Origin of the sequence: Ligilactobacillus sp. MP3 (genome assembly GCF_024436335.1) — a bacterium.
In the GTDB taxonomy this organism is placed as follows: Bacteria; Bacillota; Bacilli; order Lactobacillales; family Lactobacillaceae; genus Ligilactobacillus; species Ligilactobacillus salivarius.
Window position 1 is genome coordinate 124,416 of sequence record NZ_JANFQI010000001.1, and the last position, 25,267, is coordinate 149,682.

General features: G+C 32.5%; 22 protein-coding genes. All 22 read left to right on the plus strand.

Going from position 1 to position 25,267, the window contains the following annotated elements:
- Positions 1-127: 127 nt before the first annotated feature.
- The 22 genes from NOU10_RS00655 (at position 128) to NOU10_RS00760 (ending at position 25,090) form a co-directional block, all read left to right on the plus strand.
- Positions 128-643: an aminoacyl-tRNA deacylase gene (locus NOU10_RS00655; protein ID WP_255905759.1), complete on the plus strand. Its 516-nt coding sequence runs from the start codon at positions 128-130 to the stop codon at positions 641-643.
- On the plus strand, positions 643-1,494 hold the full coding sequence (locus tag NOU10_RS00660; protein WP_255905760.1) for a methyltransferase domain-containing protein: 852 nt from the start codon (positions 643-645) through the stop codon (positions 1,492-1,494). The genes NOU10_RS00655 and NOU10_RS00660 overlap by 1 nt, the downstream gene beginning before the upstream one ends.
- Before the next feature lie 240 nt (positions 1,495-1,734).
- Positions 1,735-2,247, plus strand: a complete 513-nt coding sequence (gene trmL / locus NOU10_RS00665) for a tRNA (uridine(34)/cytosine(34)/5-carboxymethylaminomethyluridine(34)-2'-O)-methyltransferase TrmL (RefSeq protein ID WP_003700579.1) — start codon at positions 1,735-1,737, stop codon at positions 2,245-2,247.
- A 36-nt stretch (positions 2,248-2,283) separates the two neighbouring features.
- A complete protein-coding gene (locus tag NOU10_RS00670; RefSeq protein WP_255905761.1) occupies positions 2,284-4,563 on the plus strand; it encodes a DNA translocase FtsK in 2,280 nt (759 codons plus the stop codon).
- A gap of 141 nt (positions 4,564-4,704) precedes the next feature.
- Positions 4,705-5,967 (plus strand): EF-P 5-aminopentanol modification-associated protein YfmF, encoded by a 1,263-nt coding sequence (yfmF, locus tag NOU10_RS00675; protein ID WP_255905762.1) that lies wholly within the window; start codon positions 4,705-4,707, stop codon positions 5,965-5,967.
- A 12-nt stretch (positions 5,968-5,979) separates the two neighbouring features.
- On the plus strand, positions 5,980-7,281 hold the full coding sequence (yfmH, locus tag NOU10_RS00680) for an EF-P 5-aminopentanol modification-associated protein YfmH (protein WP_160996017.1): 1,302 nt from the start codon (positions 5,980-5,982) through the stop codon (positions 7,279-7,281).
- A gap of 5 nt (positions 7,282-7,286) precedes the next feature.
- Positions 7,287-8,012 (plus strand): elongation factor P 5-aminopentanone reductase, encoded by a 726-nt coding sequence (gene ymfI / locus NOU10_RS00685; protein WP_255905763.1) that lies wholly within the window; start codon positions 7,287-7,289, stop codon positions 8,010-8,012.
- 80 nt (positions 8,013-8,092) lie between these two features.
- A complete protein-coding gene (locus tag NOU10_RS00690; protein ID WP_004564371.1) occupies positions 8,093-9,019 on the plus strand; it encodes a helix-turn-helix domain-containing protein in 927 nt (308 codons plus the stop codon).
- Between the two features lie 51 nt (positions 9,020-9,070).
- Positions 9,071-9,658 (plus strand): CDP-diacylglycerol--glycerol-3-phosphate 3-phosphatidyltransferase, encoded by a 588-nt coding sequence (pgsA, locus tag NOU10_RS00695; RefSeq protein ID WP_003706586.1) that lies wholly within the window; start codon positions 9,071-9,073, stop codon positions 9,656-9,658.
- Between the two features lie 193 nt (positions 9,659-9,851).
- Positions 9,852-10,997, plus strand: coding sequence for a recombinase RecA (gene recA / locus NOU10_RS00700; RefSeq protein WP_003700567.1), 1,146 nt, complete (start codon positions 9,852-9,854; stop codon positions 10,995-10,997).
- 174 nt (positions 10,998-11,171) lie between these two features.
- A complete protein-coding gene (gene rny, locus NOU10_RS00705; RefSeq protein WP_223688594.1) occupies positions 11,172-12,737 on the plus strand; it encodes a ribonuclease Y in 1,566 nt (521 codons plus the stop codon).
- 166 nt (positions 12,738-12,903) lie between these two features.
- A complete protein-coding gene (gene mutS, locus NOU10_RS00710; RefSeq protein WP_255905764.1) occupies positions 12,904-15,534 on the plus strand; it encodes a DNA mismatch repair protein MutS in 2,631 nt (876 codons plus the stop codon).
- A gap of 9 nt (positions 15,535-15,543) precedes the next feature.
- Positions 15,544-17,523: a DNA mismatch repair endonuclease MutL gene (gene mutL / locus NOU10_RS00715; RefSeq protein WP_255905765.1), complete on the plus strand. Its 1,980-nt coding sequence runs from the start codon at positions 15,544-15,546 to the stop codon at positions 17,521-17,523.
- Between the two features lie 16 nt (positions 17,524-17,539).
- Complete coding sequence (ruvA, locus tag NOU10_RS00720) at positions 17,540-18,145, plus strand: Holliday junction branch migration protein RuvA (protein ID WP_003700560.1); 606 nt, start codon at positions 17,540-17,542, stop codon at positions 18,143-18,145.
- Positions 18,146-18,184: 39 nt separating this feature from the next.
- Complete coding sequence (gene ruvB / locus NOU10_RS00725; protein ID WP_160996021.1) at positions 18,185-19,195, plus strand: Holliday junction branch migration DNA helicase RuvB; 1,011 nt, start codon at positions 18,185-18,187, stop codon at positions 19,193-19,195.
- A 5-nt stretch (positions 19,196-19,200) separates the two neighbouring features.
- A complete protein-coding gene (gene queA / locus NOU10_RS00730; RefSeq protein WP_003700557.1) occupies positions 19,201-20,244 on the plus strand; it encodes a tRNA preQ1(34) S-adenosylmethionine ribosyltransferase-isomerase QueA in 1,044 nt (347 codons plus the stop codon).
- Between the two features lie 15 nt (positions 20,245-20,259).
- Positions 20,260-21,405 carry a tRNA guanosine(34) transglycosylase Tgt gene (gene tgt, locus NOU10_RS00735; protein WP_255905766.1) on the plus strand — a complete coding sequence of 382 codons (1,146 nt, stop codon included), beginning with the start codon at positions 20,260-20,262 and terminating at the stop codon, positions 21,403-21,405.
- 68 nt (positions 21,406-21,473) lie between these two features.
- Positions 21,474-21,854: a preprotein translocase subunit YajC gene (gene yajC / locus NOU10_RS00740; protein ID WP_255905767.1), complete on the plus strand. Its 381-nt coding sequence runs from the start codon at positions 21,474-21,476 to the stop codon at positions 21,852-21,854.
- Positions 21,855-22,006: 152 nt separating this feature from the next.
- On the plus strand, positions 22,007-22,303 hold the full coding sequence (locus NOU10_RS00745; protein WP_003700552.1) for a hypothetical protein: 297 nt from the start codon (positions 22,007-22,009) through the stop codon (positions 22,301-22,303).
- Positions 22,304-22,405: 102 nt separating this feature from the next.
- Entirely contained in the window at positions 22,406-22,858 is a 453-nt protein-coding gene (locus NOU10_RS00750) for a universal stress protein (RefSeq protein ID WP_003700550.1), read from the plus strand.
- A 168-nt stretch (positions 22,859-23,026) separates the two neighbouring features.
- A complete protein-coding gene (locus NOU10_RS00755; RefSeq protein ID WP_003704690.1) occupies positions 23,027-23,467 on the plus strand; it encodes a hypothetical protein in 441 nt (146 codons plus the stop codon).
- 186 nt (positions 23,468-23,653) lie between these two features.
- The gene (locus NOU10_RS00760) at positions 23,654-25,090 is read left to right on the plus strand and encodes an APC family permease (RefSeq protein ID WP_003700547.1); all 1,437 of its coding nucleotides are present in this window, start codon (positions 23,654-23,656) and stop codon (positions 25,088-25,090) included.
- Positions 25,091-25,267: the final 177 nt, after the last annotated feature.

Below are 25,267 nucleotides of genomic sequence, written 5' to 3' on the forward strand. Positions count from 1 at the left end.
AATAGCCTAATATTCGTGATAATGTTCGCGTTTAGCTGAAAACTTTAAATTGATATAGATATAAGTTAAAATTATATTGATTGTGCTATTGTTTAAGATAATTAAATTTTAGAAAGAAGAGGTTTAAATGGCAAAAAAGAAGAAAAAAACTAAAGAAAAAAAGACTAATGAAGAGCGAGTATTGGACCAACACAATATAGAATATGAAGAAACATCTTTCAATTGGATAGAGCAAGGAAAAGATGCATTGAAGGAAGCTGCTGAATTAGGAGTAGAACCTGAATCTATTTTAAAGACAATTGTTTTACAAGGTAAGGGAGATCCTAAAGACTTTTTTGTAGTTTGCCTACCAATTGTACATGAAATGGACTTGAAGTTAGTTGCTCAGCAATTAGGTAAAAAACAAGTACACCTAGCTGATAATAAAAACTTAATTAATATAACTGGTTATATTCATGGAGCAAATACGCCAATTGGTATTCATGCTTTTAAGGGATTTCCAATCTATTTTGATAAAAGAATTAAGCCTTTTGAAATAATTTCAGTATCAGCTGGTAAAGTTGGACGCTCTGTTAGATTAAAACAAGAAGATTTAGTTAAACTGGTTAATGGTAAATATATTGAAGTTGAGAGAAAAGAATAGTGAAGAAAATAGATAGAGCAAAATTATTTATTCAAAATAACATGGAAATTTTCCGATGTCCTTTTTGTCAAAATAAAATAACCAGTTTACAAGATAACAGTATTGTATGTATTAATGGACATGTTATCAATCTTAATAAAAAAGGAACATTACATTTATTAACTCATGGTGTGAAAAGTGACTATGATAATAAAGAATTGTGGAATGCGAGACGAACTTTGTTACAAGCTGGTCTATTTTCACCAATTATTGAGCAGATAATGAAAGAATTACCAGCAAAAAAATTAAAGATAATTGATGTAGGTTGTGGAGAGGGCACACCATTAATTAATTTAGCAAGATCAAGAGAAAAGTATAAGGATACCCTAATAGGGTTTGATATTTCTAAGGATGCGATAAATTTAGCAACACAAAATGAATTACATCCATTTTTTTGTATTGCAGATTTAGCAAATCTTCCATTTATGGATAATAGTATTGATGCTATTATTGATATTTTTTCTCCTTCATCTTACGAAGAATTTTTAAGAGTTCTGAAAAATGAAGGTAAGATATACAAAGTAATTCCTAATGCAAATTATTTAATTGAACTACGACATCTTTTATATGGTGATACAGGTTCAAGAAAATCAAGTTATAGTAACGATAAGGTGTTAAATTTATTTTCAAAGCATTTTCCCAACTTTGAAAGCAAGCGTATAAGATACAAGTTTAATTTAACGTCAGAAAATTTTAAAAATTTATTGTTAATGACGCCACTTAGTTGGGGTGCAAGTAACAAGCAATTAGAATATGCTAGGCAAAATCCATTAAATGAAATAACTGTAGACGTTACCTTATTAATAGCATAGTTTTAAAATTTAAGTAGATAAATAATTTGTATAAGATAAATTAAAATTAATTTTCTGAAAAGTATTGAAAAAAGTATAAGATGGTGTTACTATAGTCTACAAGAAATCGGTTGTTAGTAATTAACGGAACTGTCGTTAGTTGCTATATAATTGTACTTCATTAACGTAGCTGTTCGCCGTGCCCACACCGAATGGCTACGCTTTTTTTATGGATAAAAATTGTTATGAAAGGATTTACATATGGCTAATCATATTGTTTTATTTGAACCACTAATGCCTGCTAATACAGGAAATATTGCTAGAACTTGCGCAGGTACAAATACAGAATTACATTTAATTGAACCACTAGGATTTTCAACAGATGATAAATATATGAAAAGAGCTGGATTGGATTATTGGGATAAAGTAAAAATTACTTATCATCCCAATTTACCAGCATTTTTAGAAACAATTCCTGAAAATGGTGAATTATATATCGTGTCTAAATTTGCTTCTAAGGCATATACAGAAGCCGATTATACAAATACTGAAAAAGAACATTATTTCTTATTTGGTAAAGAAACAACTGGTTTACCAGAAATGTTTATGCGACAAAATCCAGAAAAATGTATTAGAATTCCTCAAAATGATGAACATATTAGAGCTTTAAATTTATCTAATACAGCAGCAATTGTAGTTTATGAAGCACTTAGACAACAAGGATTCCCTAATTTAGAAACTACTCATACTTATGAAAATGATAAATTAAAATAAGTAAGATAGCTTGGTATTTTAGAAAGGACTATCGTTGTGGCTAGAAGAAAGAAAACAAAAAGAAAGACAAAAAAGAAAATACAAAAACAAACTTCTGAGCGAGTTGTCGGTGGTTGCTTTATTCTATTTGGAATTTTAGGGTTATTAAATCTGGGATACCTTGGTGTTTTACTGGCAAATGTCTTTAGGATATTTGTTGGTGATAGTTATAAAGTAGCGGTAGTGTTACTCATAGGATATGGAACATATTTGTTATCAATGGGAGAACAGCCGATAATTCCTAGAAAGAAAATAAGCGGTGTATTATTAGCTTATTTAGGAGTACTACTTTTTTTAGAAGTACTACTATTTCAAAAACTTGATTTACATGCCAATTTTGTTGATATAACTTGGCAGTATTTAAGCTCAGATATTATTTCTGGTAGTGTTGGTAGTGCTGTTGGTGGTGGAATTACAGGAGCTTTATTATATAGCGCAACTTCGTTTTTGGTAGCGCAGATAGGCTCTTATATTGTTGCAGTTTTAATTTTTATAGCTGGCTTATGTTTATTGTTTGATATTGCATATCGACAAGTTTTCGAGTATTTAGGCAAGAGTCTGTATTGGGTGATTTCTGAAACAAAAAAAGTAGTAGTTGCTTTTTCACATTCAATTAGTAAAGGGAATGACAGAGTTAAGCAAATTAAAAAAGCGCGTCAGGAAAAAGCAATTGAAAAAGCTAAAGAAAACGAAATTACTCATAGCAATGATGAAGAAAGAGATTTGCCTACACCAGTAGCAGATATGGAAAAACTTGAAGTAGATAATGATAGTAAAGATGATTTGACTGACTGGAATCAACCAGTTGAAGAAAAAAGTGAGGATGAGCAAGAAATTGTAGTAAAGAATCATCCAACTTTAGAAAATTATCAATTACCATCAGTTAATTTGTTACAGGATGTGCCACCTACTGACCAAAGTGAAGAAAAAGCAGAGATTCAACGAAATAAGAAGATATTAAAAGAGACATTTAAGAGTTTTGGTGTAGATGTAGAACTAAAAAATACAATTTTAGGTCCATCGGTTACAAAATATGAGCTGCATCCAGCAATTGGAGTTAAAGTTAGCAAGATTGTTAATTTAGCTGATGATTTGGCCTTGGCATTAGCAGCTAAAGACATTCGTATTGAAGCACCAATTCCTGGTAAATCATTAATTGGTATAGAAGTACCTAATAAAAAAGTAGCAACAATATCGTTTAAAGATATTATTTCTTCACAAAAGAAAGATTCTAGTAAACCTTTGGAAGTACCGATTGGTCGCGATGTTTCGGGTAGTTTAATCACTGCTGATTTGGCTAAGATGCCACATCTATTAATTGCTGGTTCGACAGGTAGTGGTAAGTCAGTTGCAATTAATGGCATCATTACAAGTTTATTGATGAATTGTCCCCCAGATGAAGTGAAATTAATGTTAGTTGATCCTAAAAAAGTAGAGCTTGGTGTTTATAATGGAATTCCACATTTATTGACACCGGTTGTAACCGATCCGAAAAAAGCATCGCGAGCCTTGCATAAGTTAGTTTCGGAAATGGAAAGACGCTACGAATTATTTGCTAATACGGGACAACGTAATATTTCTGGATATAATGCGATGATTCAAAGACAAAATCATGATAATAATTCTAAAGAACCTTTAATGCCATACATTGTGGCAATTGTTGATGAATTATCAGATCTAATGATGGTAGCTTCTAATGAAGTTGAAGATGCAATTATTAGATTAGCTCAAATGGCTCGTGCGGCTGGTATCCATATGATCTTAGCTACACAAAGACCATCAGTAGATGTTATTACTGGTTTGATTAAGGCAAACGTACCATCAAGAATGGCATTTGCTGTATCGAGTGGAACTGATTCACGTACAATTATTGATCAGTCTGGAGCTGAGAAATTACTTGGACGTGGAGATATGTTATTCTTACCAATGGGAATGAATAAGCCTGTACGTGTACAAGGTGCGTTTATTTCAGATTCTGATGTTGAGAATGTGGTCAACTTTGTTCGTGAACAACTTCCAGCTGAGTATGATGAGTCGATGGAAGTATCTGATGAGGAATTACAACATGAAGCTGACGGAGAGGCTGAAGATGAGCTATTTAGTGAAGCAGTTGAATTTGTCAGACAAGAACAGAAATGTAGTGTGTCAATGCTTCAAAGACGATTTAGGATTGGATATAATCGCTCAGCTAGAATTGTCGATGAAATGGAAAAACGTGGAATTGTTGGCCCTCAAGAAGGTAGTAAACCACGCAAGGTATATAGTCAAGATAATTAGTGAGTATTATAAAATGGCATTATTTGGAATTATAAGGCTAATTAATACATTTAGTTAGTTGATGATTTCAAAATGCCATTTTTTAATTGTTTTTAAGTATATTATACATTATATTAGATTATGAGTTAAGGAGGCGTTTTTTTGCGTATAGAATTAGTCAAAGGCGTGAATTTAAATATCATTCCTTCTAAACAATTTAAGACAACAAGAATTTTTATATCATTTATTAAAAATATAGAATCAAAAAAAGAATTAGCCGAAAGGGCATTGTTGGCTAATTATCTAGAAATGTGTAGCCAAAACTATCCTACACAAATTGATATTGCACGTAAATTATCTCAAATGTATGGTGCTAGTTTTGGTAGTTCCGTTGATAGACGTGGAAATTATCAACTTATTAATTTTAGTATTGATTATATTGAAGGTAAGTATCTAGTAGGCAATGAAGATTTACTTTCAGAAGTAATTGAATTTTTAAAAGAAATTATTTTCAATCCATTGAAAGTGGGGGGAAATAAAAACTTTGATGAAGAAACTTTTACCAGACAGAAAAACAACACTATTACATATTTGAATTCTATTAAAGAAGATAAGCAAGCTTATGCTACAGCAAAATTAAGAAAGCTTTACTTTGATAATGAGATTCAACAAGTACCATCATTTGGTGAAAGTGAAGATGTTGAGAAGCTAACAATCTCTGATTTAATGGATGCTTATCAAAAAATGCTAAATACTGATAGAGTAGAAATTATGATTTCTGGAGATGTTAATACTGATGAGGTTGTAAATAAGTTCTCTGTGTTACCATTTAAGGCGCGAAATATTTCACGAGCAAGCATGAGTTATACTCAAGAGATAAAACAAGAGATTGTAACACAAATTGATGAAGAACCTTTATCTCAAAGTAAGTTTGATATGGCATTTAGGTTGCCAGTTGTATATCGTGGAGATTTGCATTATGCAGCACTTGTTTTCAATAGTTTATTTGGTGGTTCAGCATTAAGTTTATTATTCACCGTTGTGAGAGAAAAAATGAGTATGGCATATTATGCTAATAGTAACTTTGATCCATTTAGACAATTATTAGTAGTTCAAACTGGAATTTCATATACTAACAAGGATAAGGTTCAAGAATTAATTTTAGAGCAACTAGAACGACTAAGAAAAGGTGATTTTGAAGACGAGTTGTTAGAACAAAATAAGAATAATTTGATTAGTAGTTATATTTCTCGTTTAGATAGTCAAACTTCAGCTTTATTAAGGGCACAATCTGCAGCTTTAACTGGAATCAATGTTACTGTTGAAGAATGGTTGGATAATTTGCAAAGTGTAACCAAAGACGATGTGATGAAAGTTGCAAAAATGGTCGAACTACAGGCTACTTATATGTTAGGAACTAATTAGTGAGGTGATATAGTGTTAGAAAAGAAGGAATACACACAATTTGGAGAAACCATTTATAGTGAAGAATTGGATAACGGATTAAAAGTTAAGCTTCTACCAAAGAAAAGTTTTCATAAAGTGTATGGTATCATGTCTACTAATTATGGCTCAGCTGATAATGAATTTGTTCCTTATGGAAAAAAGGATATGAAAGTTTATCCAGCAGGAATTGCACATTTTTTAGAGCATAAATTGTTTGAAAAGAAAGATTATGATGCTTTTGAATTATTTGGAAAGTATGGAGCGGATTCCAATGCTTTTACAAGTTTTACAAGAACAAGTTATTTATTTTCAGCTACACAGAATGTAGAAAAATGTGTAGAAATTCTGCTAGATTTTGTTCAAGAGCCTTATTTTTCTGAAGAGTCTGTGAAAAAAGAGCAGGGTATTATTGGGCAAGAAATAAAGATGTATGATGATGATTCAGGCTGGCAGTTATATTTTGGATTAATAGAGAATTTATATCCTAATACTCCAATTAGCCAAGATATCGCAGGTACAATTGAGTCGATTAGTAAAATAACAGCGCAAGATTTATATGATTGTTATAATACATTCTATCAACCTAGTAATATGACCTTGTTTTTAGTGGGAAATTTTGATGAAACGGCGATGATTTCACTAATTAAGAAAAATCAAGCTAAAAAAACTTTCTCTAAGACAGAAAAGATTGTACGAGCTCCATTCTCTAAAGGAGATGAAGATAAGATAATAATTTCTTCAAGAACCAGAAAAATGGATTTACAATTACCTAAAGTTGCGATTGGTATAAAAGGATTAGGTAAACAATTACGTGGATATGAAGCGATAGGTTATAAGTTGAAAGTCCAATTATTACTAGATATCTTGTTCGGTGAAAGTTCCAAAGAATATTTACAATGGTACAACGAAAATATTATTGATGATAGTTTTGGATATGATTTTCAATTTGAACGTGGATTTAATTTTGCGATGATAAGCGGAAGTACAAGTAAACCTGAAGAATTCAAAAAGAGAATTAAAGACTTAATAGTTCAAGCACCTGATTTATTAGAAGATAGAGCAGAAGAATTTGAATTATCTAAGAAAGAATTCCTAGGTAGCATTATTCGTTCAATGAATTCACTAGAGAGTATTGCTAATCGCTATGAAGGTAGATTGTATGATGATGCAACAATTTTTGATATGGTGGAAATTTTAGAAAAGATAACTTTAGAAGATGTTGTAGAAACTGCTGAAGAATTTCTCAATCAAGATGCTATTAGCATTTATGAATTATTACCAGAGAGTAGGTGAAAATAATGCGATGGGCTTTGATATTAGGTGCTTCAGGAGATATAGGATCAAGAATAGCTAATGATTTAGCTGCCCAAGGTTGGTCATTATATCTTCATTATAATAATTCTTATGAGAAAGTTAAAAGATTATATAATAAGCTAGATAGTGAATATAGTAAGCAAGAATTTTTAATCATTCAAAGTGACATGTCGAAAATTTCTGAAATAGATAAGTTGACTAATTCAGTTTTTAGTTTAGATGCTGTTATTTTTGCTGAAGGAACAACTAAGTACGGATTGTTTAACCAGTTAAAAATGGAAGAATTTGATGAAATGTTAACAATGCAACTTAGATATCCTTTATTCCTATTGCAAAAGCTAGAGGAAAAATTAGCACGTTCTAGTTTAGGGAGAATAGTATTTATAGGTTCTGTTTATGGTGGATATGGTAGTGCCATGGAAGTTGGATATAGTACGATTAAAGGTGCTTTGAGTGCATTTGTAAAAGCCTATAGCAAAGAAGTAGCTTCATTAGGAATTACAGTAAATGTTGTAGCTCCAGGTGCAGTCGATACTAGAATGAACAATATGTTTTCTTCTGATGTGAAAGAACAAGTGGCAGAGGATATTCCAATGGGAAAACTGGCACAACCTGATCAAATAAGTTATTGGGTAACTTGTCTATTAGCAGATAGAGCAGAGTATCTAACAGGGCAGACAATATATGTGACGGGTGGTTGGTTACAATAAAAATAGCATTAATATTTTTATTGTAGTATGCTATACTATTATACGAAAACAATAGATTTTAGATTATGGAGAGAGTATCAATGACTGATATTGGAAAAACTTTACAAAATGCTAGAAATGAAAAGCATTATACTTTAGATGATCTTCAACAAATTACCAAAATCCAAAAAAGATATTTGATAGCGATTGAAGAAAATAACTTTGATGCACTTCCGGGAGATTTCTATGTTCGTGCTTTTATCAGACAATATGCTGATACAGTTGGTATAAAAGCAGATAAATTATTATCAGAACTTGATGAACAAGCCGGTAAGAAGAAAGTCGAAGAAACTGAAGAAGAGCCAACAGAGGCTAAAACAAGAACAGAAGCAGTTAGAAGACAACAACAATCAAGTACTCCAAGTCAAGTTAGTCAAAGCTTTGATAAGTTTATGCATTATTTACCAACAATCATTATTGTTGGGGTTGTGGTTATCATTATAGGTTCCATATACTTTGTAGTTGCTGGAAATAAAAAGGAAGCTAACCAAGCTGCTTCAAGTACAAATGTGTCTATTTCATCAGATGTATCCTCATCAAAGAAATCTTCTAAGAAAGAGTCTTCTTCTGAAGAAGTAAGCAGTAGTTCAAGTAAGAAAGAAAGTAGTTCTAGCAGTGAATCTTCTAAGAGCAGTAAGGGACAAAAGATTACTAATACAGCTGTTAGTGGTTCAAGATTTACTTACTCATTAACAAGCCCTGCTAAGAAGAATAAGATTAAGTTTACTTCTAAAGGTGGTTCTGCATGGAGCAGCATCTCAGTTAACGGTACAGCAAATTGGCAAGGTACATTACAAAACGGTGCTTCTCATACAGTAACATTGCCAGAAGGTACTACAAGTTTTAATATTAGTTTAGGTAATTCAAATGTAACTAATATTACAATCAATGGTAAAAAGTTTGATTTCTTAAAAGAAAACAGCACATTAACTGTTCGTCAAATTACGGTTAACGTTGCTAATGAATAACGTTAACTTAGGGAGTGGATATTCACTCCCTTATATTAAGGAGTGATTAATTTGAACTTACCTAACAAATTGACAATCATTAGAATCTTATTGATTCCAGTTTTCATGTTAGTATTATTATTACCGTTAAACTGGGGTGATGTGATAATTGCAGGAACAACAATTCCTGTAACATCATTATGGGGTGCAATTATATTTGCAGTAGCCTCAATTACTGATTTTGCTGATGGACAGATTGCTCGTCGCAGACATTTGGTATCTAACTTTGGTAAATTTGCTGATCCTTTGGCTGACAAAATGTTAGTTATGACGGCATTTATTATTTTGGTGCAAATGGGAAAGGTACAAGCTTGGATTGCAGCAATCATCGTATGTCGTGAACTTGCAGTAACAGGTTTAAGATTAATTGTAGTTGAAAATGATGGAGAAGTAATAGCGGCTGCAATGCCAGGAAAAATTAAGACTTTTACACAAATGTTTTCAATTTTATTCTTGTTCTTAAACGATGTATTCTTTGCAGCTGTAAGTATTCCAATAGGTGAAATTTTATTATATATTTGCTTATTCTTTACAGTTTATTCCGGTATTGATTATTTTTATCATAGTAAAGATATTTTCAGCGATTCATTTGGAAAATAATTTTTTGATTATGTGGGAAGAATTGTTCTTCTCACATTTTTTTTGAATTACAAAGATTTTTGCGTAATTTATTTTTGAAGAAGAATTTTTGTGAACTTTAGTTCGATTCTCTTGATATTTACCGTATAAATCAGTATGATTAATAGAGTAAAAGTTCTTCTTTATATTAAGATGAAACGAGGAGGAATTGTAAGTGGCTAATGACAAAAATAAAGTTCAAGGCGATCAACCTGAAGAAAGATTAAAAGCTTTAGATGCAGCTTTAAAAAAGATTGAGAAAAAGTTCGGTAAGGGTTCCATTATGAAAATGGGAGGAAAGGTAGATACAAAGATCTCTACTATTTCTAGTGGCTCAATTGCTATTGATGCAGGATTAGGTGTAGGTGGTTATCCACGAGGACGTATTATTGAAATTTATGGTCCAGAAAGTTCTGGTAAGACAACAGTTGCATTACATGCAGTTGCTGAAGTTCAAAAACGTGGTGGTACAGCAGCATATATCGATGCTGAAAATGCTTTGGATCCTGCATATGCTACTGCATTGGGAGTAAACATTGATGAATTACTACTTTCACAACCAGACACTGGTGAACAAGGCTTAGAAATTGCTGATGCTTTGGTTTCATCTGGTGCAATTGATATAATTGTTGTTGACTCAGTAGCCGCTTTAGTACCTAAAGCTGAAATTGAAGGTGAAATGGGTGATTCTCATGTTGGGTTGCAAGCTCGTTTGATGTCACAGGCTTTGAGAAAACTTTCAGGTACAATCAATAAGACGAAGACGGTAGCTATATTTATTAACCAAATTCGTGAAAAAGTAGGGGTTATGTTTGGAAATCCCGAAACAACTCCTGGTGGTCGTGCTTTGAAGTTCTATTCAACTGTTAGAATGGAAGTGCGTCGTTCCGAAGCAATTAAGGCAAAATCTGAAATTATTGGTAATAGAACTAAGATTAAATTTGTGAAAAATAAGGTTGCTCCACCATTCAAAGTAGCTGAAGTTGATATTATGTATGGTGAAGGTATTTCTAAAACTGGTGAATTACTGGATATGGCTGTTGAAAAGGATATCATTCACAAGAGTGGTTCTTGGTTCTCTTATGGAGATACAAGAATAGGTCAAGGACGTGAAAATGCTAAGGAATATCTTAGTGAACATGAAGACGAGATGAATGAAATTAATATCAAAGTCAGAGAAGCATACGGTATACCGGATGAAAATGGAAATGTACCTGAATCTCAAGATAAGAATACTACTCAATCTGCTATGGATGACAAGGCTGCAGATATAGATGATTCTGAAGAAGTATCTTTAGATGTAAATGATAGTGACGAATAATTAGTTATTTAAACGGCTTGAAAGTTTTACTTTTAAGTCGTTTATTTTCGAGGGAAAAGAAGTAATTATTGACATAAGCATGTAACAAACATTAAAATATTATTGTGTGTATTAATCAATGACATCAATTAGTATAGACATTTTAAATATAAATAATGGTGTGGAGGTGCAAGTGTGATTATAGCAATTACAATCCTCGCCATCGCCATTGCGACTTTAGTTATCGGTTTTGCGTTGGGGGTAGCTTATCGTAAGCGTAGTTATGAACAAGCTTTAGATGTAGCAACCCAAACAGCAACTGGTATCATTGAAACAGCAAAAAAAGAAGCTGCTGCAAGTAAGAAGGAAGCGATTATTGAAGCTAAAGAAGAAAATCATCGTTACCGTTCTGAAATAGAAAGTGAACTAAAGGAACGCAGATCTGAAATTCAACGTCAGGAAAATCGCTTGTTACAAAGAGAAGAAATTCTCGATAGAAAAGATACTGCTTTAGATAAACGTGAGGACGTTTTAGAGAAAAAAGAAGCACAATTAGATTCTGATCAAAAAGTTGTAACTAAGCAAAAAGAACAAGCATCTTTGTTAGTAAAAGAGCAACAAGATAAACTTGAAGAAATTGCAGCATTGACAAGACCCGAAGCTAAGGAATTAATCTTGAATGAAACTAAGGAAGAATTAATTCATGAGCGTGCGGTAATGATTAAGGAAAGTGAAGAAGAAACTAAAGCTACAGTTGACCGAAAAGCTAAGAGTTTAATCGCTCAAGCTATTCAACGTAGTGCTGCAGATATGGTATCTGAGACAACTGTATCTGTAGTAAATCTTCCAAATGATGAGATGAAGGGTAGAATAATTGGACGTGAAGGTCGAAATATTCGTACTTTAGAAACATTGACTGGAATTGACTTAATAATCGATGATACGCCAGAAGCAGTCGTTTTAAGTGGTTTCGATCCAGTTAGAAGAGAAATTGCTAAAATGGCCTTAGAAAGATTAATTCAGGATGGTCGAATTCATCCAGCAAGAATTGAAGAAATGGTTGATAAGGCTACTAAGGATATGGATGCAAAAATTCGTGAAATAGGTGAAGAAGTTATTTTTGACCTAGGAATTCATTCAATGCACCCAGACTTGATTAAGACTGTTGGTAGATTAAATTATCGTACAAGTTATGGTCAAAATGTTTTGAATCATTCAATTGAAGTTGCAAAAATTTCAGGAATACTAGCTGCTGAGTTAGGCGAAGATGTCATATTGGCGAAACGTGCAGGATTATTACACGATATTGGTAAAGCTGTTGATCATGAGATTGAGGGTTCACATGTCGAACTTGGTGTAGAACTCACTAAGAAATATAATGAAAGTGAGACAGTTGTCAATACAATTGCTTCGCATCATGGAGACACAGAGCCTAAATCCGTAATAGCTGTTTTAGTTGCTGCGGCTGATGCAATTTCAGCTGCTAGACCAGGTGCTCGTAGTGAATCATTAGAAAATTATATCCACCGTCTTGAAAAATTGGAAAATATTTCAAACGAATTTAAGGGTGTTCAAAAGAGTTACGCTATTCAAGCTGGTCGAGAAGTTAGAGTTATTGTTCAACCAAATGAGGTTAGCGATTTAGAAGCAACTGTTTTGGCTAGAGATATTCGAATGAAGATTGAAGATGAGTTAGAATATCCAGGTCATATTAAAGTGACAGTTATTAGAGAAACAAGAGCTGTTGAATATGCTAAGTAATTAATGAAGCTGAGGAGAATTTTATCTTCTCGGCTTTTTAAGTATCGTGAAGTAAGTTTTCGTTAATTAATTGAAAGCAATTAATAAAAAAACATGTTAAAATTATACTTGCACGTAAATTTTGGACGTATAAATAAATATATTTTTAGAAAGGACTTTAGAAAGAATGCCTCAGAAAACAAAGCAAACACCAATGATGGAACAATATATGCAGATAAAAAAGCAATATCCCGATGCCTTTTTGTTCTATCGTTTGGGTGACTTTTATGAAATGTTTTATGATGATGCAATTAAAGGATCTCAAATTTTAGAATTGACATTGACACAACGCAATAAAAAAGCAGTTGATCCAATTCCAATGTGTGGTGTACCTCATCATGCTGCACAAAATTATATAGATATTTTAGTAGATAAAGGTTATAAAGTTGCCATTTGTGAACAAGTTGAAGATCCTAAGCAAGCTAAAGGGATGGTAAAGCGTGAGGTCATTCAGCTGGTAACACCGGGGACAATAATTGATGAATCCGCAGGTGAAGCTAAGGAAAATAATTATTTAACAGCTTTACATTTTGAAAATAATCAATATGGTTTTGCATATGTTGATTTATCAACTGGTGAACTTAAAGTATCTGTGTTAAATACAATTGACACAATATTAAATGAGTTAATCAGTCTTAGAACGAAAGAAATTGTGGTTGACTCAAGTGTAAACGATGAAGTTTTAAATCAAATTAAGAATCTTAAGATTTTAATTTCTGAACAAAATGATACAGAAGATAGTTCAGAAGTAAGTTTTGCTAGTCAAGATGTTGAGAATAGTGTCGAAATTGAAGTAATTAAACATTTAATTACCTATCTGAAAATTACTCAAAAACGTGCTTTATCACATTTACAGCGAGCAGTACATTATGAGCCATCACAATATTTAAAGATGGATTATCATGCAAAAAGAAATTTAGAATTATTAAGAAATCTTCGTACTCAGAAAAAATCAGGAGCGTTATTGTGGTTGCTGGATTCAACTAAAACTGCAATGGGCGGTCGTCTATTAAAGCAATGGATTGACAGACCTTTGATTAATTTAAAAGAAATAGAAGCTAGACAATCAATGGTTGAGAATTTATTAACCCACTATTTTGAAAGAAGTGGACTTCAGGAAGAATTAGTTAATGTCTATGACTTAGAAAGATTAGCGGGAAAGGTTGCATTTGGTAGTGTTAACGGTCGGGATTTAATCCAACTTAGAACATCATTGGAACATATTCCACAAATTAGATATATTATTCAAGAATTAAATAATGATAGTACATTTGATGAAATTTTTGACAAATTGGATCCAATTGAAGATATTGCGGATTTGATTGAACAAGCAATTGAAGACGAACCACCAATTTCTGTGACTGATGGTAATTTGATAAAGTCTGGATATAGCAAAGAGTTAGATGAATACGTAGATGCTATGAAAAATGGTAAAGCATGGTTAGCAGAACTAGAAGCTAAAGAACGTCAAACAACTGGAATAAATAATTTAAAGATAGGATTCAACAGAGTTTTTGGATACTACATTGAAGTTTCTAAGGGAAATTTGAGTAAATTGCCTGAAGATAGATATCAACGTAAGCAAACATTAACTAATGCTGAAAGATTTATCACTCCTGAATTGAAAGAAAAAGAATCACTAATTTTAGGAGCAGAAAGTAAAGCTAAAGAGCTAGAATACAAGATTTTTACTGGTATTCGTGATCAAATAAAAGATGAGATTCAGCGTATCCAGGAATTAGCAGGTGCTGTAGCTGCATTAGATGTTTTGCAAAGTTTTGCTACTGTAAGTGAGCAGGGACATTTTGTGAAACCAGAATTAACTACTGACAATCATAGTTTAGATATTAAGGATGGTTGGCATCCAGTGGTTGAGAAAGTTATGGGTAAGCAGAGTTATATTCCAAATGACATTAAAATGGATGATGATTTAGATGTACTTTTGATAACAGGGCCTAATATGTCTGGTAAAAGTACGTATATGCGACAATTAGCTTTAACTGTAGTTATCGCACAGATTGGGTGTTTTGTACCTGCTAAATCTGCTAAGATGCCAATATTTGACCAAATTTTTACACGTATTGGAGCGGCAGATGATTTAATTTCTGGTGAATCAACATTTATGGTGGAAATGAAAGAAACAAATGTTGCTTTAATGAATGCAACTAGAAATAGTTTGTTATTGTTTGATGAAATTGGTCGAGGAACTGCTACTTATGATGGCATGGCTTTAGCTCAAGCAATAATTGAGTATGTACACAATAATATCCATGCTAAAACTTTATTCTCTACTCATTACCATGAATTAACAATTCTGGATGAAAGTTTGGATAAATTACAAAATGTCCATGTAGGTGCAATAGAAAAAAATGGTGAGTTGATTTTCTTGCATAAAATGCAGGAAGGTCCAGCTGATAAATCATATGGGATTCATGTTGCTAAGCTAGCTGGTATGCCAGATAAACTTTTAAAGCGTGCTGACAGCATTTTAAATAAATTAGAGAGTGAGAATGATTTTACTGTAGAATCAACAGAAAGTTACACTGAAGAAAAGCATATTGAAGAAAAAAATGAAAATGAAACTTCGGAGATTCAAGAAGAACAGTTGTCGTTGTTCCAACCCGAAGCAGTAAGTTTAGATTCTAATCAAAGTAAAATACTTAAAGAAATTAAGAATGCTAATTTAATGGGAATGACACCAATGGATGTAATGAATATTGTTTTCAAATGGCAAAAAGAACTCAATAAGAAAGGTTAGTGATAGATTATGGCTAAAATTCACGAACTTTCAGAAATTTTGGCTAATCAAATTGCAGCCGGAGAAGTAGTTGAAAGGCCGGCATCTGTTGTAAAAGAGCTAGTTGAAAATTCTATTGACGCTGGGGCAAAACAGATTGATATAATTATTGAAGATGCTGGATTAAAATCAATTCAGATTATTGATGATGGGAATGGAATCGAGGCTGAAGATGTTGAAACAGCCTTTAAGCGTCATGCAACAAGTAAGATTATCGATAGAAAAGACTTGTTTAAAGTTCATACATTAGGTTTTAGAGGAGAAGCTTTACCAAGTATTGCCTCTGTTTCAGATGTAGTGATGGAAACAGCTGTATCTGGTCAAGCAGGAACTAAAATTCATATCAAGGGTGGAGAAGTACTTGAAAAAACACTAAGCGCAAGTCGTGAAGGTACTACTATTACGGTTTCAGATTTATTTTATAATACACCTGCAAGATTAAAGTATTTAAAATCTGTTCAAACAGAATTGTCGTATATTAGTGATATTGTAAATAGATTAGCTTTGAGTCATACTGACGTAGCACTTTCGTTAACAAATAATGGACGTCAATTATTACAATCTGCAGGGAATGGAAACTTGCAACAAACAATAGGTGCAATTTACGGAGTTCAAAATGCTCGTCAAATGGTAAAGTTTGAGGATGCTAATCTAGATTTTAAAATAAGTGGTTATACTTCTTTACCTAAATTAACAAGAGCGTCAAGAAATTATATTAGTTTGTTGGTAAATGGACGTTATGTTAAGAACTTTCAACTTACTAAAGCAGTAATTGAAGGGTATGGTTCAAAATTAATGACGGGTCGTTATCCGATAACGGTCTTGTCAATAGAATTAGATCCTACTCTAGTAGATGTTAATGTTCATCCTACAAAGCAAGAAATAAAAATTAGTAAGGAAGATGAATTAGTTACATTTATTAAGAAGACTATTTTTGAAAGAATTGGTCAAGAAAATCTAATTCCTGATGGGTTGCAAAATATTAAAAGTAAGACTAAGGAAAAATTAGACTTTGAGCAATTAAAAGTAGGACTAAATGAAGCCTCTAAACAATATCAAACTAAACAGCATCGAACAGGAATAACACCAGAAGTGACAGCAGCATTAGTTGGAGAAAAACTGACTAAAGATGAGAGTCAAACTCAAACTAATGAAAAAATAAAGGAAGAAACTAAAGTAGAGCTTAGTCCGATAATTATTAAAGATAAACAAGATTTAAAATCTGATAGAGTAAAAGAGTGGGATGAAAAATATCAATCTCAGAATAAAGAAACGGAAGTTACATCTATAGTAGAAGAAAGTGGATCAGTGGATGACGAAAGAAAAGATGCACCGAGATTTCCAACTTTACGCTACATTGGCCAGATGCATGGAACTTTCTTATTTGCTGAAGGCGAAGAGGGATTATATATTGTAGATCAACATGCTGCACAAGAGCGTGTAAAATATGAGTATTATCGTGAAGAGATAGGAAAAGTATCTCCAACTCAACAAAATTTGTTAGTACCAATTGTTTTAACGTATCCAACAACCGATTCATTGATTATTAATGAAAATGTGGATAAATTGAAAGAACTAGGTATATATTTAGAAGATTTTGGACAAAATACTTATATTATTAGACAACATCCTACTTGGTTTAAAGAAGGGCAAGAAGAGTCAATTATTCGTGAAATGATAGACTATTTCTTAAAAGATAGGAAATTAAGTATCGCTAAATTTAGAGAAAAAACCGCAATTATGATGAGTTGTAAAAGATCGATTAAAGCAAACCATCATCTAGATGATAAGCAAGCTAAATCGATTTTAGAACAGTTAAAGACTTGTGAAAATCCTTTTAACTGTCCACATGGTCGTCCAGTATTGGTGAAACTTTCCAATAAAGATCTGGAGCACATGTTTAAACGAATTCAAGACCCTCATCATACCGGAATTTTAGAAGAAGATTAGTAGTGAGGAATTACAGATGTATGAATATTTAAGAGGTGTAATAACCGAAGTAACACCGTACTATATTGTAGTTGATGTAAATGGAGTAGGATATCAAGTTTATGTTGCTAATCCTTTCAAATATGAAGAAGATGAGCATGCAGAACAAAAAGTTTTTGTTTATCAAGCAGTTAGAGATAATGATATAAGCTTATATGGGTTTAAAAATAGTTCAGAGAAACAATTATTTTTAAAACTTTTAGATGTATCTGGAATCGGACCTAAGAGTGCATTGGCAATTCTAGCTAATGATGATAATCGTGGTTTGATTAATGCAATTAACAGCGATGATGATGGATATTTGACGAAGTTTCCAGGTATCGGTAAAAAGACTGCTAAACAAATTATTTTGGATTTGAAAGGTAAACTATCAGATGTTGATAGCGATATGTTAACTGGACAAGATAACTTAGATTTAGATTTAAATGCTTCTTCACCATATTTGAAAGAAAGTTTGGAAGCATTACGTGCTTTAGGATATACTAAAACAGAAGTTAAAAGAATTAGTAAGAAACTTGAAAAATATGACGGTAAGTCAACAGATGATTATCTACGACAAGGTTTGCGTTTATTAATGAGTTAATAGTTCTAATAAATTAGAGGAAAGGAGGAGCTTTTTTCAATGTATGATGAAGAGAGAATAATTTCTGGTGATAGTTTTGAAGGTGAAGATTTAAATGAACAATCCTTACGTCCCCAAACTTTTGATCAATATATTGGTCAAAAATTATTGAAAGACGAAATTAGTGTTTATATCCAGGCTGCAAAGCAAAGGGAAGAATCATTAGATCATGTTTTGCTATATGGTCCTCCTGGTTTAGGGAAAACAACTTTAGCAACAGTAATTGCTAATGAAATGGGCGTTAAAATAAAGACTACCACCGGTCCGGCTATTGAAAAACCCGGAGATTTAGTAGCTTTACTGAATGAATTAGAACCAGGCGATGTTTTATTTATTGATGAAATTCATCGTTTGCCAAAAAATGTAGAGGAAATCTTGTATTCAGCAATGGAAGATTATTTTATTGATATTATTGTTGGTCAAGGTCCAACTGCACATCCTGTACATTTTCCTCTACCACCCTTTACTTTAGTAGGAGCTACTACCAGAGCTGGGCTTTTGTCTGCTCCATTAAGAGCTAGATTTGGAATTGTCGGTCATATGGAGTATTATAATGAAGTTGACTTATCACAAATCATTAAAAGGTCTGCCCAAATTTTAAGTACAGGAATTGATGATGAGGGTGCTCATGAAATAGCACGTCGTTCTCGTGGGACTCCACGTGTTGCTAATCGTCTTTTAAAGCGAGTCCGAGACTTTGCTGAAGTTAAGCATAAAGACAAGATTGATACGGAAATTGTACAATTTGCGTTAGATTTGTTGCGAGTTGATAAAGTAGGCTTAGATAGAACTGATAGAAAACTACTAAAAGCAATGATTGAATTGTATGATGGAGGTCCAGTGGGTTTAAATACTATTGCTGCTAATATCGGTGAAGAAAGTGATACTATTGCTGATATGATTGAACCATATTTAATGCAAATAGGATTTATTAAACGAACTCCAAGAGGCAGAATTGTAACATTAGCTGCTTATGAACATTTGGGAATAAAATATAATAAAGAAGGTTAAGAGAGATGTCAGAGAAACATTTAACAACAGAAGATTTTGATTATGATTTACCAGAAAGTTTGATTGCACAAACACCGCTTGAAGAAAGAGATCAATCAAGAATGTTGATTCTAGATAGTAAGACTGGTGAATATCAAGATGATTATTTTTATAATGTAATTGATCAATTAAATCCTGGTGACGCATTGGTTATGAACGATTCTCGTGTTATGCCAGCAAGAATATATGGTGTAAAACCGGAAACTGGTGGTCATGTGGAAGTTTTATTACTAAATAATACACATGGTGATGAATGGGAAACTTTAGTTAAGCCTGCGCGTCGTGCTAAAGTTGGTACAAAGATTTCCTTTGGCGATGGAGCTTTAAAAGCAACAGTTACTAAAGAATTGGAACATGGTGGTCGTTTAATTGAATTTGAATATGATGGAATCTTTATGGAAATTCTAGATAAATTAGGAGAAATGCCATTACCACCTTACATCAAGGAAAAATTAGAAAATCCAGAAATGTATCAAACCGTTTATTCACGTGAAGTCGGATCTGCAGCTGCACCAACCGCTGGATTACATTTTACTAAAGAATTATTGCATAAAATTGAAGAAAAAGGTGTAAAACTAGTTTATTTGACTTTACACGTAGGACTAGGAACATTCCGTCCAGTTAGTGAAAAAAATATTGAAGATCACAAGATGCACAGTGAATTCTATCGTTTAACTGAAGAAGCAGCTGCAACTTTAAACGAAGTTAGAAAAAATGGTGGACGTATTGTTGCAACAGGTACAACAAGTATTAGAACTCTTGAAACTATTGGTACTAAATATAATGGTGAAATTAAAGCAGATAGCGGTTGGACAGATATCTTTATCAAACCAGGTTATGAATGGAAAGTAGTACAAGCTTTCATTACTAACTTCCACTTACCTAAGTCTACTTTAGTAATGCTAGTTGCTTCATTTACTGGACGAGAAAATATTTTGAATGCTTATAAGCATGCTGTTGAAGAAAAATATCGTTTCTTTAGTTTTGGCGATGCAATGTTTATTAAATAATATTAGGGGGATTATATGGCAGTAGAACCAGCAATTAAATATCGTTTGATAAAAAAAGAAAAGCATACAGGGGCTAGATTAGGAGAAATTATAACTCCTCATGGAACTTTTCCAACGCCAATGTTTATGCCTGTAGGGACACAAGCTTCAGTAAAATCAATTGCACCAGAAGAATTAGATGCAATGGGTGCTAACATTATTTTATCTAACACATATCATTTATGGTTGAGACCAGGTGAGGATTTAGTTGAAGAAGCTGGTGGCTTACATAAATTTATGAATTGGGACAAAGGTATTTTAACTGATTCAGGTGGTTTTCAAGTGTTTTCTTTAGCTGATTTGAGAAACATTAAAGAAGAAGGGGTATATTTCCGCAATCATTTAAATGGACAAAAACTCTTCTTATCACCAGAAAAAGCTATTAACATTGAAAATGCTTTAGGAGCAGATATCATCATGAGTTTTGATGAATGTCCACCTTTCTTTGAAAGCTACGATTATATAAAGAAATCTGTTGAGCGTACAAGTCGTTGGGCTGAACGTGGATTGAAAGCTCATAAGTATCCTGACCGTCAAGGATTGTTTGGAATTGTTCAAGGTGGGGGGCATAAGGATTTACGTCAACAAAGCGCAAGAGATTTAGTATCATTAGATTTTCCAGGTTATTCAATTGGTGGATTATCAGTTGGTGAATCAAAAGCAGAAATGAATAATGTTCTAGAATTTACAACACCATTATTGCCAGAAAATAAACCACGTTATTTAATGGGCGTTGGTTCACCTGATGCCTTAATTGATGGGGTAATTCGTGGAGTTGATATGTTTGACTGCGTATTGCCAACAAGAATTGCTCGTAACGGTACATGTATGACATCACATGGACGCTTAGTTGTGAAAAATGCTAAGTATGCACGTGACTTTACTCCAATAGATGATAATTGTAACTGTTACACATGTCGTAACTTCACTAGAGCTTATGTTCGTCATTTATTAAAAGCAGATGAAACATTTGGATTACGCTTAACAAGTTACCATAATTTGTATTTCTTAATTAATTTAATGAAACAAGTTAGAGAAGCTATTATGAATGACAACTTATTAGAATTTAGAGAATATTTCTTTGAAGAATATGGATATAATGAAAGTAAGAGAAATTTCTAAATTTGCTAGTAAACTGTTAATATTTTTGATACAGTAGATATAGACAATTTTTTTAGGAGTGAATATAAATGGGTTCAACTTATACAATTTTTATGTTTGTATTGTTGTTTGTGATGATGTATTTCTTTATGATTCGTCCACAACGTAAACAACAACAACAACATCAAGAAATGATGAATAATTTAAAAAAGGGCGATGAGGTTGTTACAATTGGTCGTTTACATGGTGTGATTGACTCCATCAATACTGAAGATAAAACAGTTACTTTAGATTGTGACGGAGTTTATTTAGTTTTTGATATCAATGCAATTGGGAGAGTTCTTTCACCTGCTACAACTATTAAGACAGAAGAAAAAGCTGTTGTTGATGAAAATAAGGAAGCAACAACTGAAGAAGAAAACAGTACTGAAGAAAAAAGCGAAGATGTAAAAAGTACAGAAGAAAAATAATATATAGTATTTTAAACCTTAACTTGTTGAAAAATTACTTTTCTAACAGGTTGAGGTTTTTTAGTTAAAAAAAGATTTGATCTTGAAATAAGGTTATTTTTGAAGTAAAGTTTAAATTGTAAGCGTGTACATAAAAGAGAGGAGAAACTGAAATGAAAGATAAAACTAATTATTGTTATAATCGAGCAAGAACTTATCTATATGAGGCACAAAGAGGAATTGAATTTGTAATGTCGGGGGATGAAAATAGGGGAGAGTTAATTTTAAATACTCTAATTAGGGTTGGAAAAGCAGAAGCTAGGAATGAAGTAGGGATTAAAGAATATAATGAGATGTTAGAAAAAATTAATACATATGCAGTTGAAGATCATGATTTGATAGATAAGTTAGTAAGAATTAGAAATTGTTCGCGAAACTATCTAAATCATGCTAGTTTGAAAGATTTTTGAATTAATTGTGGATAGTGTAATTATGTGACGACAACGCTTGCATTTAATGATATAATGTACATATAGAGAAATCTATATATAGATGCAAGGGAGTGAGCGATTATGAATCAAGTTCAACACTACAAAAGAATTTTGACCCCAGTGGATGGTTCTGAAGCAGCAGAAAAGGCATTACAAACTGCAACTGAAATCGCCAAAAGAAATAACGCACATTTAGATATCTTAAATGTTATTGATTTAAAGCAATTTTCTGTAAGTTTTGGTGGAATGGTCGATGCTAATGGTGATGTTGTTTATCAAACATTTGAGGATGTTGATAAGTACTTGAATGAACTATTAGAAAAGACTAAAGAACAAGGCTTAGAAGATGTTGAGGTTCATGCACGTTTTGGCTCACCAAGAACGGTTATTGCTAGAGAATTCCCAGCTGATCATCAAACAGATTTGATAGTTATGGGACCTACAGGATTGAATCCAGTTGAGCGTGTATTAGTAGGAGCAGTTACAGATTATGTAACACGAGCTGCTCAATGTGACGTTATCATTGCTCGATAATTTTTAAATAATGGTAAAGAATATTAGTTTTTGGCGAAAAAACTAATATTTTTTTATACTTTCCTTGACATTATTTGAAATATTCTATTATATATATTATGTTACCTAAAAGTTGAGAAATAACCTATTGGCTTTTTAATCAAATTTTGAAGGGGAATTGATGAAAGTATGAAAACTTTAAAGTTATATGGGGTAGCGTTATTGCGAGTACTAGCTCCCTTTATCGTCTTGATGGCAATAGCAGTTATAATGAATACTGATTCATGGAAATATTTAACAGAGTATTTTTTGGTAAGTAACTTTTTCTTATTCTTCCCATATATATTTTTAAAATATAGAAATGACAAATTGAAAAAAATGAAATATGTAGATGAGATAGACGATAGTGAAGAAAATGAAGATGAAATTAAATATCGTCGTCGCAGTAATCGTAGAGAAGAAAAAGATTGGTTGGAGACTGCTGAGGATAGAGATAATGCTTTTCGTGAAAGCAGTACTCACTACTTGATAGTATTGGTATATGGATTTGTAAAATATACGATATTATTAGTAGGGGCGCCAATTATATTTTTATATTATATGTTATTTAAAAATGATTTTGAATTTTAAAATTACTTGTAGATTCTAATACTTTATTAATGAAACGCTTTCTTGATAAGATGGCGTTTTTTTAATATGACTAACTACTTAAAATGTATTTATCAAAATAGAATATGAAAAAATTATTATTTAGATTGACCTTTTCTCATACTTTTGTTATAATTCTAACATTATTAAAAGTAGGAGGAAAAAGATATGGCGAATTTTTTTAAAAGATTGTTTGCTAAAGAAGACCCTAGTGTTTATCAAAAGAAAGATGCACATTTAATTCAAGTGTTAACCGTAAAGGATTTCTTAGCATTAGGGGTCGGTACGATTGTTTCGACTTCAATCTTTACTCTACCTGGTGTTGTAGCAGCTAATTATGCAGGCCCTGCTGTTGCTATTTCATTCTTGGTTGCTGCGGTTGTTGCTGGCTTGGTAGCATTCGCTTATGCAGAAATGTCCTCTGCCATGCCTTTTGCTGGTTCAGCATTTTCATGGATAAGTGTCGTTTTTGGTGAATTTTTCGGTTGGATTGCTGGTTGGGCATTATTAGCTGAATATTTTATTGCTGTAGCATTCGTTGGTTCTGGATTTAGTGCTAATATTAGAGGTTTGTTGGCACCAATAGGTTTCAACTTACCAGCTTCTTTATCTAATCCTTTTGGAACCAATGGTGGTATTGTTGACTTAATGTCATTAGTTGTAATTCTTTTAGTTGCATTTCTATTATCTAGAGGTGTATCAGAAGCTGCTAGAGTAGAAAATGCTTTAGTTATTTTGAAAGTATTTGCTATTATTCTATTTATTATAGTTGGTGCTACTGCAGTTAAAGCAAGTAATTATGTTCCATTCATTCCAGAACATCGTTTAAATGCTGATGGTACTCATTTTGGTGGTTGGCAAGGAATATATGCAGGTGTTTCATCTATTTTCCTATCTTATATCGGATTTGATTCAATAGCTGCAAATGCTGCTGAAGCTAAAAATCCATCTAAGACCATGCCGAGAGGGATTTTAGGTTCATTGTTAATTGCAGTTGTTTTATTTGTGGCTGTTGCTTTAGTATTAGTAGGAATGTTTAAATACTCTAGTTATGCTGGAAATGCTGAGCCTGTTGGTTGGGCGTTACGTAAAGCTGGTCATGGTGTTATTGCTTCAGTAGTACAAGCAATTGCAGTTTTCGGAATGTTTACAGCTTTGATTGGAATGATGATGGCGGGTTCTCGTTTACTTTATTCATTCGGACGTGATGGCTTGCTTTCTAAATGGTTAGGTGTTTTAAATGAAAACAACTTGCCTAATCATGCACTTTTTGTTCTAACAGTTATTGCTGTAATATTAGGTGCTTTCTTCCCATTCCAAGTGTTATCACAATTAATTTCTGCCGGAACATTGATTGCGTTCATGTTTGTTTCTTTGGGTATTTATGCATTAAGACCTCGTGAAGGTAAAGATTTACCAGTTCCAGGATTTAAGATGCCATTATATCCAGTTTTACCAGCATTAGCATTTATCGGTGCTTTAATTGTGTTCTTAGGATTGGATATCGAAGCTAAAGAGTATTCATTATACTGGTTTATTATTGGTGTAGTAGTATACATAGTTTATGGAATGCATCATTCTAATTTACAAAAAAATCTTAAGTAATATAGATTGTTAAATATTGAACTTTATAAAATATTAAATTTTAGATATAGATATATAATTTATTAGTTTAAATAAATTTTATCTATATCTATTTTTTTGTGCTTTAATTTAAGTATGACTGATTTAACAGTGATTATAGAAGTTATTTGTAAAAAACAACTATTGAAATTTATCTAT

Coding starts and splice junctions, on each gene's coding strand:
- NOU10_RS00655 (WP_255905759.1), top strand. CDS start 128: ATGGCAAAAAAGAAGAAAAAAACTAAAGAAAAAAAGACTAATGAAGAG.
- trmL (WP_003700579.1), top strand. CDS start 1,735: ATGGCTAATCATATTGTTTTATTTGAACCACTAATGCCTGCTAATACA.
- ymfI (WP_255905763.1), top strand. CDS start 7,287: ATGCGATGGGCTTTGATATTAGGTGCTTCAGGAGATATAGGATCAAGA.
- NOU10_RS00690 (WP_004564371.1), top strand. CDS start 8,093: ATGACTGATATTGGAAAAACTTTACAAAATGCTAGAAATGAAAAGCAT.
- mutS (WP_255905764.1), top strand. CDS start 12,904: ATGCCTCAGAAAACAAAGCAAACACCAATGATGGAACAATATATGCAG.
- mutL (WP_255905765.1), top strand. CDS start 15,544: ATGGCTAAAATTCACGAACTTTCAGAAATTTTGGCTAATCAAATTGCA.
- ruvA (WP_003700560.1), top strand. CDS start 17,540: ATGTATGAATATTTAAGAGGTGTAATAACCGAAGTAACACCGTACTAT.
- ruvB (WP_160996021.1), top strand. CDS start 18,185: ATGTATGATGAAGAGAGAATAATTTCTGGTGATAGTTTTGAAGGTGAA.
- queA (WP_003700557.1), top strand. CDS start 19,201: ATGTCAGAGAAACATTTAACAACAGAAGATTTTGATTATGATTTACCA.
- tgt (WP_255905766.1), top strand. CDS start 20,260: ATGGCAGTAGAACCAGCAATTAAATATCGTTTGATAAAAAAAGAAAAG.
- yajC (WP_255905767.1), top strand. CDS start 21,474: ATGGGTTCAACTTATACAATTTTTATGTTTGTATTGTTGTTTGTGATG.
- NOU10_RS00745 (WP_003700552.1), top strand. CDS start 22,007: ATGAAAGATAAAACTAATTATTGTTATAATCGAGCAAGAACTTATCTA.
- NOU10_RS00750 (WP_003700550.1), top strand. CDS start 22,406: ATGAATCAAGTTCAACACTACAAAAGAATTTTGACCCCAGTGGATGGT.
- NOU10_RS00755 (WP_003704690.1), top strand. CDS start 23,027: ATGAAAACTTTAAAGTTATATGGGGTAGCGTTATTGCGAGTACTAGCT.
- NOU10_RS00760 (WP_003700547.1), top strand. CDS start 23,654: ATGGCGAATTTTTTTAAAAGATTGTTTGCTAAAGAAGACCCTAGTGTT.